This is a genomic window from Methylonatrum kenyense (assembly GCF_023195885.1).
Lineage (GTDB): Bacteria > Pseudomonadota > Gammaproteobacteria > Nitrococcales > Aquisalimonadaceae > Methylonatrum > Methylonatrum kenyense.
Genome location: NZ_JALPKO010000004.1, coordinates 74,991 through 88,116, shown reverse-complemented (window position 1 = coordinate 88,116; position 13,126 = coordinate 74,991). Strand labels below are relative to the sequence as shown.

The following is a 13,126-nucleotide window of genomic DNA, read 5'->3' as shown; positions in this document are numbered from 1 at the left end:
GTCAACCCCGGCGACGGCGTGGCGAACCCGCCTTCCTGCCTTGCCGCGCGCCCCTGGGCGGCGGCTTCCGCGCCGGAGCCGGTGCCAGGCCAACTCCTGCCGCCAGCGCATTGACCGCGTCGTCCGGCAGGAAACGCCACTTGCCACGGGGCAGATCCCGGGGCAACCGGATCGGGCCGTAACGCACCCGCATCAGGCGACTGACCTGCACACCCTGGGACTCCCAGAGCCGGCGCACCTCCCGCTTGCGGCCCTCGCGAATGACCACATGAAACCACTGGTTGCCGCCTTCGCCGCCCCGGGCCTCAATCTGCTCGAAGGCGGCCGGTCCGTCATCGAGTTCGACACCCTGTTGCAGGCGCCGGAGCATGGCCTCGTCCACTTCACCGAACACCCGCACCGCATACTCGCGCTCCTGCGCATGGGATGGATGCATCAGCCGGTTGGCCAGCTCGCCGTCGTTGGTAAACAGCAGCAGGCCGAGGGTGTTGAGGTCCAGCCGACCGATACTGATCCAGCGCCCGGAACCAAGCTTCGGCAAAGCACTGAACACGGTCGGCCGCCCCTCCGGGTCGTCGCGGGTACAGACCTCGCCAACCGGTTTGTGGTACATCAGCACCTTGCGCCCGCCGGCTTGCAGCTTCTCGCGCGGAACCAGGCGGCCGTTGCAGCGGATCCGCTCCTCACCGGTCACGCGGTCGCCAAGCCGCGCCGGCTCGCCATTGACCAGCACCCGGCCCTCGGCAATCAGGGCCTCGATTTCCCGACGCGAGCCGTAGCCGGCCCGGGCCAGCACCTTTTGCAGCTTCTCATCCATCGCTTGATCCCCGGTCCGCCGCTTCCTCCGCCGCAGGATCAGCGGTATCCGGAAAGCCCAGATCCAGTTCCGGATGCAGCTCGCTGAGATCACGCAATTCGCCAAGCGACGGCAACTGATCCAGGCTTTTCAGATTGAAATGATCGAGGAACGCCCGCGTGGTGCCGAACATCGCCGGCCGGCCCGGCACATCCCGATGCCCGATCACCCGCACCCAGCCACGGTCCTGCAACGTACGCATGATGGTGGTACTGATGCTGACACCGCGCACCTCCTCAATCTCACCCCGGGTCACCGGCTGCCGGTAGGCGATGACCGCCAGGGTCTCCAGCAGGGCACGGGAATAGCGCACCGGCTTTTCCTCCCACAGCCGCGCCAGCCAGGGCACCATGTCACTGGCCACCTGGATCCGCCAGCCGCTGGCCACCTCCACCACATCGAGCCCGCGGTCGGCGTAATCCTGCTGCAGCTCGAGCAGTGCACCCCGAAGCCGTGGCTTTTCCGGCCGGTCGGTGTCCGGAAACAGGGCCTGCATGTGCTCCAGCGACAGGGCATCGCCGGCCGCCAGCATTGCGGCCTCGAGGATGTGTTTCAGCGGTGGCGTGGCCATCGTTTTCCGTCTCCCGACAGTTATCCCAGCGCAAGATCCGTAGTCAGGCCTCAGACAGTAACCAGCACCAAGACACCAGCCTTCAGGGCGGCGCCGGCACTGCTCCGACAGGCTGTCGGTCGCAGGGACGCGAGCGTTAAGGAAACACTGATTGATTTTCGTGTCTACGCCCGAGACCGGTTTTGGTCATCTGGCAAGGCGCGGTGCCGGTTCGGTAGCCAAAGCTACCGGGCCGGTGACACAACACAGCCAGGGGCCAAAACCGGCCGGGCCCTTCGGGTTGGGTCGCATTTTTCCCGAATGCTTTGTTGCGCTGCTTGACCGCAGAATGACTGCGGCGCGGTACAGCACGCCTTGCCTCGGAAAAAATGCGACTCCAACGCAGACGCGAAAATCAATCAGTGTTTCGTTAAGCCCCCACGGATGGGTTCACGGCGGGCCTGGCGGAGCAGTGCCGGCGTCGACCACCCACGCCTGGACATGGAAGATCTAAGCTTTACGCCCGGGCGCGAACGTAGATGGGTGCGAACGGCTCGGCCTGCACCAGTTCCAGCAGCGCCTCGCGGATCAGCTCCAGGATGGCCAGAAAACCGACCACAACGCCGCGCTTGCCCTCCTCCGGCCGCAGCAGGCTGCGAAAGTCGGTGAACTGCTCGCTGTCCAGCTGCTGCAGCGTCCAGCTCATGCGTTCACGGACCGACAGGACCTCACGCTGCACGTGATGGTGGCTGAACATCTCGGCCCGCGCCATGACATCCGCCAGCGCCATCAGCAGGTCGTCCAGGCTGACCTCCGGCGCCGGCGCCTCGCGCGGCATCTCCGGCACCATCGCCGTGGCCGGCTGCAGATCCCGCCCCACCCGGGGCAGGCTGTCCAGGTCCTCGGCCGCCGTCTTGTAGCGTTCGTATTCCTGCAGCCGCCGGACCAGTTCGGCCCGTGGATCCGCCTCTTCCTCGTCGACCTTGACCGGCCGCGGCAACAGCATGCGCGACTTGATCTCGGCCAGCACGGCGGCCATGACCAGATACTCCGCCGCCAGTTCCAGGCGCAGCTCCTTCATCACCTCCACGTAACCCATGTACTGCCGGGTAATGGCGGCGATCGGAATATCCAGGATGTCCAGGTTCTGCCGCCGGATCAGATACAGCAGCAGGTCCAGTGGTCCCTCGAAGGTCTCGAGAAAAACCTCCAGTGCATCGGGCGGAATGTAGAGATCCCGGGGCAGTTCGCGCAGCGGCTCATTACCGACGCGCACACCGGGCACCACCGACGGAGATTCCTCCGCCGCCACGGCTTCCTGCCCGGCGATACCGTGCTCGACGGTCAACGGTAGTCCAGCCCCATGACCCGGCGAACCTCCTCCATGGTGTCGCGGGCGGCATCCCGCGCCGCTTCCACCCCCTTGTCCACCACCGCGCGCACCGCATCATGATCCTGTTCCAGCTTTCGCGCGCGTTCACGAATCGGTGCCAGTTCGGCCTGCACCGCGTCGATCACCGGCTTCTTGCATTCCAGACAACCGATACCGGCCGAACGGCAGCCCTGCTGCACCCAGTCCTTGGTCGCATCGTCCGAATAAACCTCATGGAACGACCAGACGGGGCATTTCTCGGGCTCGCCCGGATCGCTGCGCCGCACCCGGGCCGGATCCGTGGGCATGGTGCGAATCTTGCGATCGACCTCGTCCGGCTCGTCGCGAAGGGCTATGGTGTTGCCGTAGGACTTCGACATCTTCTGCCCATCCAGCCCCGGCATCTTCGAGGCCGGGGTCAGCATGGCCTGGGGTTCCGGCAGAATCACCACGCCGCTGCCATCAAGGTAGCCATACAGGCGCTCCCGGTCGGCCAGAGTGATGTTCTGCTGGCCCTGGACCAGTGCACGGGCCACCTCCAGTGCCTCCTGGTCGCCTTGCTCCTGATACTTGCGCCGCAGCTGCTGGTAGAGCTTGTTGTTCTTCTTGCCCATGCGTTTCGAGGCTTCCATCGCCTTGTCCTCGAAACCCGGTTCGCGGCCGAACATATGGTTGAAGCGACGCGCCACCTCGCGGGTTATCTCCACGTGCGCCACCTGGTCCTCCCCCACCGGCACGCCGCCGGCGCGATAGATCAGGATGTCCGCCGACTGCAACAGCGGATAACCGAGGAAGCCGTAGGTGGCGAGATCCTTCTCCCGTAGCTTGTCCTGCTGATCCTTGTAGGTGGGCACACGCTCGAGCCAGCCCAGAGGCGTGATCATCGACAACAGCAGATGCAACTCGGCATGCTCCGGCACCCGCGACTGGATGAACACGCGCGCCAGGCTGGGGTTGATACCGCAGGCCAGCCAGTCGATCAGCATTTCCCAGACGTGATCGGCTATCATCTCGCGCTCGTCGTAATGCGTGGTCAGCGCGTGCCAGTCGGCGACGAAGAAAAAGCACTCGTGCTCCTGCTGCAGCTTGAGCCAGTTCTTGAGGACACCATGGTAGTGGCCGAGGTGAAGTTTGCCGGTCGGACGCATGCCGGACAGCACGCGGTTCTGCGATGTCCCTAACGAACTCAAGTCGAACTCCTTACGCTTCGTTGCGATCTGCTGTGCGCATCATACCCGATGCATCGGCGGCTACGATTGCTCACCGAACACGCTGATGTCGCCGCAACCCTCCCGCAGCACCTCGGGAACACCGGACGTCAGGTCCACCACCGTGGACGGTTCCAGGCCGCAGGCGCCACCGTCGATTACCAGGTCAACCTGCTTGCCGATGGCCTCGACGATACCGGGGGCCTCGGTCATCGGGATCTCCTGACCCGGCAACAGCAGGCTGGCGGTCATCAACGGCTCGCCGAGCTCCTCCAGCAGTGCCCGGGTGATGGCGTGATCCGGTACGCGGATGCCGATGGTCTTTTTCTTCGCATGCTGCAGGCGCCTTGGAACTTCCGAGGTAGCCCGCAACACGAAGGTATAGGGGCCAGGTGTGAATGCCTTGAGCAATCGGTAAGCAGTCTTCTCGATCCGGGCATAGGTGCCGATATCCGAAAGATCCCGGCAGGCGAGCGTGAAGTTGTGCCGGGCGTCCAGGTTTCGCAGTTGCCGGATCCTGTCCAGGGCATCCTTCTCGCCGAGACCACAGCCGAGGGCATAGGTCGTATCGGTGGGATAGACCACCAGACACCCCGAGCGAATCAGCCGGACCGCCTGGCGTATCAGGCGCAGTTGGGGTGTTTCCGGATGAATCTCGAAAAACTGAGTCATGAGGCTTCCAGGGACGTCTCGCCCGACACCGTATGGCGTGGCGCGGGCAATGGATCGGGCGCACACCGGGCAGGCCGCCACGGGGCCTGTGCTAAGCTCCGGCGCAGTTCGATACGACGCGGAAGTGTCTCACAAGAGGACCGACAGCCACCATGTACTACGTGATCATCTCCGAGGACGTTGCCGACAGTCTGCCGCTGCGCAAGGGCGCCCGCCCGGCGCATCTCAAGCGGCTGGAAGACCTCAAGGCGGAGGGCCGCCTGTTGCTGGCCGGGCCGATGCCGGCAATCGATGCGGAAGATCCGGGTAACGCCGGATTCCTCGGCAGCGTGGTCGTCGCCGAATTCGGCAGTCTTGCCGAGGCCGAACAATGGGCCGATGCGGACCCTTATGTCGATGCCGGTGTCTATTCTTCAGTGTTCGTTAAACCGTTTCGAAAGGTATTGCCGTGACTGCCGATCGTATGCAACGCATTGAGCAGCGGATACGGGCGGCGTTGCCCGTGAGCCACATCGACATCGAGGACGAGAGCCATCTGCATGCCGGCCATGCCGGTGCACGCGATGGTCGTGGTCATTTCAACCTGCTGGTCGTCAGCGAAGCCTTTGCCGGCAAATCCCCGTTGCAACGGCACCGGCTGGTTAACGAAGCCGTTGGTGACATGTTTGAAACCGATATTCATGCCCTGAGCATCCGCGCGCAGACCGACGCGGAACGGGCCGAGCGTGCGCAGGATGCCTGACCGTATGCGGATCCCTGCTCTCAGTCTTGTGCTTTCCGGCGGTCTACTGCTTGCGGCCTGCAACGAACCCGCCGACAACGGCAACAGCGAGGCGTCCGACCCCGGTAACGACGTGGTTGCCACGGTAAACGACGTGCCGATCACCGCCGATATGCTGGAACTGCATATCCAGCGACGTGCCGGTGCGCGCGCACCGCGACTCTCCGACGACGAGCGCGAAACGCTGCTGCTGGAACTCGTTGAAATGGAACTGATCGCCCAGGATGCCCGCGATCACGGCATGGACGAACATCGCCGGGTCAAGGCCCAGGTGGAAAACATGCAGCGCGCGGTACTCGCCCATGAGCGCATCGAGCACCTGCATCGTGAGCCGTTCGACGATGAAATGCTGGAGTCCCTGTATGGCGAACGCTTCGCCGACCGACCGCATCGGGAGTACCGGATCCGCCAGATCCTGCTGGAATCCCGGGACGATGCCGAAGCCATACTCGAGGAGCTGGCCGACGGTGCCGACTTCGCGGAACTGGCGCAGCGCTATTCCGCCGGATCAGGCGCCAGCGATGGCGGTGACCCCGGCTGGATGGCCTCGGACCAGATGGCAGACGCCGTTGCCGAGCGCATCATGGAGTTGTCTCCCGGCGAGTACAGCACGGATCCGGTGGAAACCAGTCATGGCTGGTACGTGGTCAAGCTGCAGAACGTACGCACGGCGCGCCCGCCCGAGTTCGACGCGGTGCGGGGGATCCTGCAGGCCATGTTGATGGACCAGCGGGTGAAGGCCTACCTGCGGGATTTGCGGGATGCGGGTGATGTGATGCTTTATCGCACCGAGGTGGAAGACTGAGCGATCGCCTAGTCGGTCTGCAGCAGGCGCTCCAGCGCCGCCTGGTCCAGCACGGCAACGCCTAGCTTGCGGGCCTTTTCCAGCTTTGAACCGGCTGCCTCGCCGGCCACCAGGTAATCGGTCTTGCCCGACACGCTGCCGGTGACCTTACCGCCGCGTTGCTGGATCAGTGCCGCGGCCTCGTCCCGGGTCATACCGTCCAGCGAGCCCGTCAGCACGAAGGTCTTGTTCGCCAGCGGCAGCTCCTGTTCGGAGCGGGGCCGCCGCAGCGTCGCCTCTGCGCAACTGTCGCTCCAGTGCAGGCCAAATCGGCGCAGACAGGCATCCACGGCAGCAAGCTCCTGCCGCCGCTGCTGGAACGCCTGCTGCAGGCGTTCGGCCTCGGCCGACGGCAGCGGATAGCGCTGCAGCGGCATATCCGAGAGATCGGTCAGTGCGTCGAGCTTCGCGGCCAACTGGGCGGCACGTTTCGGCCCCAGCCCGCGGAAGCCGAATCCGGCGATCAGCTCCGCCGGCTGCAGCCGCGCCGCATAATCTGGCGAAAAACCGTCCAGCCCGTCCAGGATCAGTGGTTCGAGCAGCCGGTCCAGGCTTTCACTGTTGGCGCGATCGGCGAAGAAACGCCGAATCTCCTCGGCCATGGTCCGGCCGATTGCCGGCATCAGCGAGAACAGCAGGGCCGGTGCCTGACGCAGGAAGTCCAGATTGCCGGTCTGTTCCGCCAGCAGGCGGGCTGTCTCTTCCCCCACCCCGGGAATCCCGATGCCGTAGAGCAGCCGGGACAGGTGGATACGGCGCCGGCGGGCGATGCCATTTAGGAGATTGGCGGCCGACAGCTCGGCGAAGCCCTCCAGGCCCAGCAGATCCTGCTGTTGCAGGTGGAAAATATCGGCCAGTTCGGTGACCAGTCCGGCCTCGACCAGTTGCTCGGCGACGCGCTCCCCCAGACCCTCGATATCGAAGGCCTTGCGCGAAGCAAAGTGGCGAATGCTCTCCTTCAGTTGCGCGGGGCAGCGGAGACTGCCGACGCAACGGTAATCCACCTCGCCATCGATGTGCAGCACGTCGGAATCACACACCGGGCATCGCTCGGGCATCTGCCAGGGCTCCGCATCCGCCGGCCGGGCGTCGACCACGACACTGGTGATTTCCGGAATCACGTCGCCGGCGCGACGTACCATCACGGTGTCACCGACACGCACATCCTTGCGCCGCAGTTCATCCAGGTTATGCAGTGTCGCGCGACTGACCGTAACACCGCCGACAGCCACCGGCTCCAGATCGGCCACCGGGGTGATCACGCCGGTCCGGCCCACCGAGGCCAGGATACCGCGGACCCGCGTGGTGGCCTCACGCGCCGGCAGCTTGTAGGCAATGGCCCAGCGCGGGGCCCGTGCGGTAAAGCCGAGCCGCTGCCGATCTTCCAGCGCATCCAGCTTGAACACCACGCCATCTATCTCGTAATCGAGGCTGTCGCGTTGCTCGAGCAGGCTGTCCGCATAATCCAGACAGGATTCGATATCGGCCAGCGTCCGAACCCGGTCATTGACCCGAAAACCCCAGCTGCGCAGCGCTTCAAGCACGGCATGATGGCTTGCCTGCTGCAGTTCGGCTCCCTCGGCAACGCCAAAGGTGAAAAACGTCAGCGGCCGTCGAGCCGTCTCCCGTGGGTCGAGCTGCCGCAGGCTGCCGGCCGCCGCATTGCGCGGATTGGCGAACGGACGCAGTCCGTCGGCCAGCCGCTGCGCGTTCAGGCTGTCGAAATCACGCCGCCGGATCACCACCTCGCCACGCACATCCAGTACCGCGGGCCAAGCAACGCCCCGCAGACGCAGCGGCACGCTGCGAATGGTCCTGACGTTTGCGGTGATGTCCTCGCCGGTGCGGCCATCGCCTCGGGTCCCGGCCCGAACCAGTACGCCATCCTCGTAATGCAGGCTGACCGACAGGCCATCGAGCTTCGGCTCGCCGACGTAGCTTATTCGGGTGGTCTCGAGACGGTCCCGCAGGCGTCGGTCGAAGGCGCGCAGGTCATCGGCGTCGAAGGCATTGTCCAGCGACAGCATCGGCACCGGGTGCGGCATCTCGGCGAAACCACCGGCCGGCGTCCCGGCCACCCGCTGGCTCGGCGATGCCGCGTCGACCAGTGCCGGGTAAGCCGCCTCAATGGCCCGCAGCTCCCGCAGCAGCCGGTCATAATCGGCATCCGAGACAAGCGGGTCGTCCAGCACGTAATAGCGGTAATCGTGCTGTTCGATCTGCTCACGCAGGCTTGTGGCCCGCTCACGAGCGGCTGCCTCCGAAGCCGGCGGACGCGGGATTCCGGTCATACGCCCCTCGAATGGCGGTCAGCGACGCTGACTGCCGGCGAGCCTGGCACGTCGCCGGTATTCGCGCAGTTCCTCGCGCAGGTGTTCCACCGCCTGACCGGTCAGGTCGCAGCGCTGCCGGTCGAGCAGCTGACCGCCGAGCTGATCCTCCAGCCGTCGCGCGGTCTCCAGCATCTTTTCAAAGGCCGTGAGACCGTCGAACGGACCCGGCAACTGCAGGAACAGGACCACGCCGGGGGTCTCCAGCTGATCCACGGTACGCAAGTCAAAGGTGCCTGGTTCCAGCATGTTCGCCGCGCTGAACAGCGGGGTCGGCCCGCTGTGCGCATCGATCATGTGGTGGAAGACGTCATGCATGCCATGCTGCAGCCCGACCCGCTCCAGCGCATCCATCAGCGGCGGGCCGGTGAACACGTAGCCCTGGCCTGCGGTGACATACAGCACGATCAGTTTTTCCCCGGCATCCTGCCAGGCCGGATCCTGCTCCGGCGATTGGCCTCCGGCGGCGGCCTTCGGCGCCGAAGCCGACTCCTCACGCGCCCGCTGACCGGCCACCGGCCTCACCCGCGGCGCCGACACCGTGTTGTCCGGATCGTCCCAGTCCACCGGAAACGGGCCATCGTCCGGCGAGATTGCCAGGTCCGGATCCGGCTCCACCGAGGAATCCGGATCATCGATCACCAGATCGTCCAGCTCGCGCAGGGCCACGTCCACGTCGCGCTCGGAGCGGCGACTTCGGGATGGCTTGCGGCCACTTCCGGCCTTCTTCCAGGACGGCATGCGCAGCGTCAGCCGCCCCTCCTTCCAGCGGAAATAGGCATACAGGCCGGCAATCACCAACAGCCCGACGATCAGCAGTATCCAGCGCAGCGCATCCATATAGCCTGCCGTTCCCCCCAGTTTCCGATCATTGTCCTGCGGCCACGGCACCCGGCCGGACCGGTGTCTGGCCACGTTACCGCGGAATCAGGCCTCGACCATGTCCGCGGCCTCGTCCACATCGACGGCAACCAGACGCGAGACGCCCGGCTCATACATGGTCACGCCCATCAGATGCGACGCGATCTCCATCGTGCCCTTGTTGTGGGTGATGAACACGAACTGTACCCGTTTCGACATCTCCTGCACCAGTTGGCAGAAGCGCCCGACATTGGCCTCGTCCAACGGTGCGTCGACCTCGTCGAGCATGCAGAACGGCGCCGGATTGAGCGCGAATATGGCGAAGATCATCGCCACGGCGGTCAGCGCCTTCTCCCCCCCTGACAACAGATGAATCGTGCTGATCCGCTTGCCCGGCGGCCGCGCAAGAATACTGACACCGGTATCCAGCAGATCCTCGCCGGTCAGTTCCAGATAGGCCTCGCCGCCGCCGAACAGGCGGGGATACATGTCGCGCAGGCCCGCATTGACCCGGTCGAAGGTGTCGCGAAAACGGACCCGGGTCTCGCGGTCGATCCGCCGCATGGCGCTCTCCAGCGTCTCCAGCGCCTCCTCCAGATCCGCATGCTGCTGTTGCAGATAGCTGTTGCGCTCGTCCAGGGCGGCATGTTCCTCGATTGCCGCCAGGTTGATGCTGCCCAGCCGGCTGATCCGGTTCTCGATGTCCGACAGGTGCTTCAGCCAGGCCTCCTCGCTGGCATCCCCGGGCAATTCCGCCTGCACCGCCTCCAGGTCGCGTTCGGTTTCCTCGAACTGTTCCAGCAGCGTTTGCCGCCGCGTGCGCTGCTCCTGATGCCGCAGGCGCGCTGCCTCCAGACCGGAGCGGAGCTCCTCGGCACGGGTTTCCGCGGCAAGTCGTTGTTGATCCAATTCACGCAGCCGGGCGTCCACCTCACCGAGCTGCTGGCGCTGGCTGGCAAGCGCGGTTTCCGCCTTGCTGCGCTGCTGCAGCAGCCCCTGCCGCCGGGTTTCCAGTTCCGCCGTCGGATCGCCGTCCTCGCTGATCGCCTGATCCAGTTCCTCGGCGCGCCCCTGCAGTCGCTGTTGCTGCTTGCGCAGGCGGTCGATCTGTTCGTCCAGTGAGGCCGTCACGGTCCTGGCCTCGCGCAGCTTCAGGGCCAGCTCGTGGTGCCTGTCGCGGCATTCCTGGTGGCGCAGGGTGGCTGCCTCCAGCGCCGCGCTGGCCTGGCCGCGCTCGTTTTCCAGCCGGTCGCGCTCCTGGTCCAGCCCCTCCCCCTGATCCAGCGCCTCCTGCAGCCGGCCGCGGGCCGCGTCAAGCCGCTCCCGGCCCTCGTCCCGTTGTTCAGCGATATCCTGCCGCTCGCCGTCCAGACGCTCCAGCCGCTGATGCATATCGGCCAGGCGCTGCGCCTCGGACTGACGTTGACTTCGCGTCCGGCTCAGGGACTCGGCCGCCTCGGCATGTGCCTGCCGGGCCTGTCCCAGCGCCTGTTCGATGGCGTCACGTTGCTCCTGCAGCTCCTGCAAGCGCTGCCTGGCCGCAGCGACCTGCGCCTCGTGTTCGGCCAGGGTCTGCTTTAGGCCATCCAGCTCCCGCTGCCTGGCCAGGGCCCCATCGCCGCCGGCGCTGGCAGCGGTCCACCGCATCCAGCGTGGTCCGATCCAGTGACCATCGGCGCAGACCAGCGACTCGCCGGCCGCCAGCTGCCCGCGCAGCCGCATGGCCTGCTCCAGCGAATCGGCGCAGTACACGTGCGCCAGCAGTTCGGCCACCGGCCAGCTCGCATCGACCCGCGAGGCGAGATCGGGCAGGTCCGGCCGGTGCTTGATCGGCAACGGCTGTTTGTCGGTGTCGACCAGGGTCAGACTGCCGCTCTCGAGGCCGGCCAGCACCTCCGGCGCGGCGTCATCCAGGGAGCCGCAAACCGCCTGCAGCCGATCCTCGAGCACACGCTCGACGGCGTGTTCCCAACCCGCATCAACGCGTATTTCACGTGCCAGCCGGGCTCCCGTGTCCAGTCCCAGCCGGTCCAGCACCTGGCGCACGGCGGCGTCGCTGTCACCCAGGGCATGCTGCTGCAGGGTCTCCAGAGACTGGCGGCGGGCCTCGGCCTGCTGCAGCGCGCCCTGGGCGCGCTGCAGCTCTTCCGCGGCAGACTGCTCGGCGGTGCGTAACCCGGCCAGGCGGGTTTCGTGCAGCGTCACGGCCTCCGCCTGCTCATCGCGCTGCCTCAGATGGTCGGCTTCGACCCGCTCGAGCTTCGCCAGCAAATCCTGCAACGGCGACGTTTCGAGGCCCTCCCGTTCCTGCAGCAGGCGGTCGAGGCGCCGCCGCAGTTGATCATCCTGCTCCTCCAACTGCTCGATCCGGGTCCGCTCGATCTCCGCCTGGCGCACCGATTCGGCGACGCGTGCGTTGAATTGCTCCCAGGCCTTCTGCCAGGCATCCAGATCACTGCGGCAGGCCTGCACCGAAGCCGCGGCCTGCTGCTCCTGCTCCACCGCCGCCTCGGTGTCGGGCTGCAGGACCTTCAACCGTTGCTGCAGCGCCGCCTGCTTCTCCAGATCCTGCTCGAGGTTCTGCGCCAGTTCGTCCAGTGCACGGCGGTTGGCATCCCGCTCCTCGCTGCGCCGCCGCTGCAGGTCCCGGTGATGGCTGATCTGCTGCTCGATGCGGGCAATCTCGCTGCCGAGCTGGTAATACTCGCCCTGCGCGGCATTGAGTGCCTCGCCCCGCTCGGCCTGCTGCTCCCGCGCCAGCGTCATATCGCGTTCCGCCGCCCGCTGGCCGGCAATGGCGGACTCCAGCGCGTTCTGCCGCTGCAGCAGGTCCTGCTCGCCGTTAGCGACCAGCTCGCTCATGCCGCGCAGGCGCAACGCCAGCAGCTCGGCCCGCAGACGCCGCTCGTCCGCCTTCAGGGTCCGGTAGCGCTCAGCGGTTTTCGCCTGCCGGCTGAGCTTCTCGAGTTGGCGGCCGACCTCCTCGCGGACATCGTTGAGTCGGTCCATGTTCTCGCGGGTATCGCGAATCCGGCGCTCGGTCTCGCGCCGGCGCTCCTTGTACAGCGAGATCCCGGCCGCCTCCTCCAGGTAAACGCGCAGCTCCTCGGGCTTGGCCTCGATGATCCGCGAGATCATGCCCTGCTCGATAATGGCGTAACTGCGCGGCCCCAGACCGGTGCCGAGGAATACATCGGTGACGTCGCGCCGCCGGCAGCGCGCACCGTTCAGGAAATACTGGGACTGGGCCTCGCGGTTGACCTGCCGCTTGACGGAGATTTCGGCATAGCTGGCATATTTCCCCCCCAGCGCTCCCTCGCTGTTGTCGAACACCAGTTCGATGGAGGCCTGTCCGACGGGTTTGCGGCTGCCGGAGCCGTTGAAAATGACATCGGTCATGGACTCGCCGCGCAGATGCCGGGCGGAGCTCTCACCCATGACCCAGCGCACTGCGTCGATGACGTTGGATTTGCCACAGCCGTTGGGGCCGACGATGCCGACCAGCTGGCCGGGCAGATGCACGGAAGTGGGATCAACGAAGGACTTGAAGCCGGCGAGTCGAATTGTCTTCAGCCGCATGCTGGGTCACCGGTGCCTGGGAGGGTGCCAATAGGCCGCAACTTGGTGCCGGCCGAAGCGGCCATTATCCTGA

General features: G+C 65.9%; 11 protein-coding genes. 3 read left to right on the top strand and 8 right to left on the bottom strand.

What is annotated here, in order from left to right:
- Nucleotide 1 precedes the first annotated feature (1 nt).
- The 5 genes from rluB to M0534_RS06380 all read right to left on the bottom strand — a co-directional run bounded on the left by rluB (nucleotide 2) and on the right by M0534_RS06380 (nucleotide 4,658).
- Nucleotides 2–817, bottom strand: coding sequence for a 23S rRNA pseudouridine(2605) synthase RluB (rluB, locus tag M0534_RS06400; protein ID WP_248567590.1), 816 nt, complete (start codon nucleotides 815–817; stop codon nucleotides 2–4).
- Nucleotides 810–1,427: an SMC-Scp complex subunit ScpB gene (scpB, locus tag M0534_RS06395; protein ID WP_248567589.1), complete on the bottom strand. Its 618-nt coding sequence runs from the start codon at nucleotides 1,425–1,427 to the stop codon at nucleotides 810–812. Before scpB ends, rluB begins: the two co-directional genes overlap by 8 nt.
- 496 nt (nucleotides 1,428–1,923) lie before the next feature.
- Nucleotides 1,924–2,736: a segregation and condensation protein A gene (locus tag M0534_RS06390; protein ID WP_428348509.1), complete on the bottom strand. Its 813-nt coding sequence runs from the start codon at nucleotides 2,734–2,736 to the stop codon at nucleotides 1,924–1,926.
- Nucleotides 2,737–2,750: 14 nt separating this feature from the next.
- Nucleotides 2,751–3,968 (bottom strand): tryptophan--tRNA ligase, encoded by a 1,218-nt coding sequence (locus tag M0534_RS06385; protein ID WP_282571321.1) that lies wholly within the window; start codon nucleotides 3,966–3,968, stop codon nucleotides 2,751–2,753.
- Between the two features lie 60 nt (nucleotides 3,969–4,028).
- Nucleotides 4,029–4,658 carry an L-threonylcarbamoyladenylate synthase gene (locus tag M0534_RS06380; protein WP_248567588.1) on the bottom strand — a complete coding sequence of 210 codons (630 nt, stop codon included), beginning with the start codon at nucleotides 4,656–4,658 and terminating at the stop codon, nucleotides 4,029–4,031.
- Between the two features lie 152 nt (nucleotides 4,659–4,810).
- Here M0534_RS06380 and M0534_RS06375 point away from each other — a divergent pair, with 152 nt between their 5' ends.
- From M0534_RS06375 to M0534_RS06365, 3 genes are read left to right on the top strand one after another with little or no spacing between them, the layout of a single operon-like run.
- Nucleotides 4,811–5,110, top strand: coding sequence for a YciI family protein (locus tag M0534_RS06375; RefSeq protein ID WP_248567587.1), 300 nt, complete (start codon nucleotides 4,811–4,813; stop codon nucleotides 5,108–5,110).
- An 11-nt stretch (nucleotides 5,111–5,121) separates the two neighbouring features.
- Nucleotides 5,122–5,400, top strand: a complete 279-nt coding sequence (locus M0534_RS06370; RefSeq protein WP_248567759.1) for a BolA family protein — start codon at nucleotides 5,122–5,124, stop codon at nucleotides 5,398–5,400.
- 4 nt (nucleotides 5,401–5,404) lie between these two features.
- Nucleotides 5,405–6,244, top strand: coding sequence for a peptidylprolyl isomerase (locus M0534_RS06365; RefSeq protein WP_248567586.1), 840 nt, complete (start codon nucleotides 5,405–5,407; stop codon nucleotides 6,242–6,244).
- A gap of 8 nt (nucleotides 6,245–6,252) precedes the next feature.
- Here the strand turns inward: M0534_RS06365 and ligA are convergent, their stop codons facing one another.
- The 3 genes from ligA to smc form a co-directional block, all read right to left on the bottom strand.
- A complete protein-coding gene (ligA, locus tag M0534_RS06360; RefSeq protein WP_248567585.1) occupies nucleotides 6,253–8,574 on the bottom strand; it encodes an NAD-dependent DNA ligase LigA in 2,322 nt (773 codons plus the stop codon).
- A gap of 18 nt (nucleotides 8,575–8,592) precedes the next feature.
- Nucleotides 8,593–9,453 carry a cell division protein ZipA gene (zipA, locus tag M0534_RS06355; protein ID WP_248567584.1) on the bottom strand — a complete coding sequence of 287 codons (861 nt, stop codon included), beginning with the start codon at nucleotides 9,451–9,453 and terminating at the stop codon, nucleotides 8,593–8,595.
- A gap of 87 nt (nucleotides 9,454–9,540) precedes the next feature.
- Nucleotides 9,541–13,053, bottom strand: coding sequence for a chromosome segregation protein SMC (smc, locus tag M0534_RS06350; protein WP_248567583.1), 3,513 nt, complete (start codon nucleotides 13,051–13,053; stop codon nucleotides 9,541–9,543).
- Nucleotides 13,054–13,126: the final 73 nt, after the last annotated feature.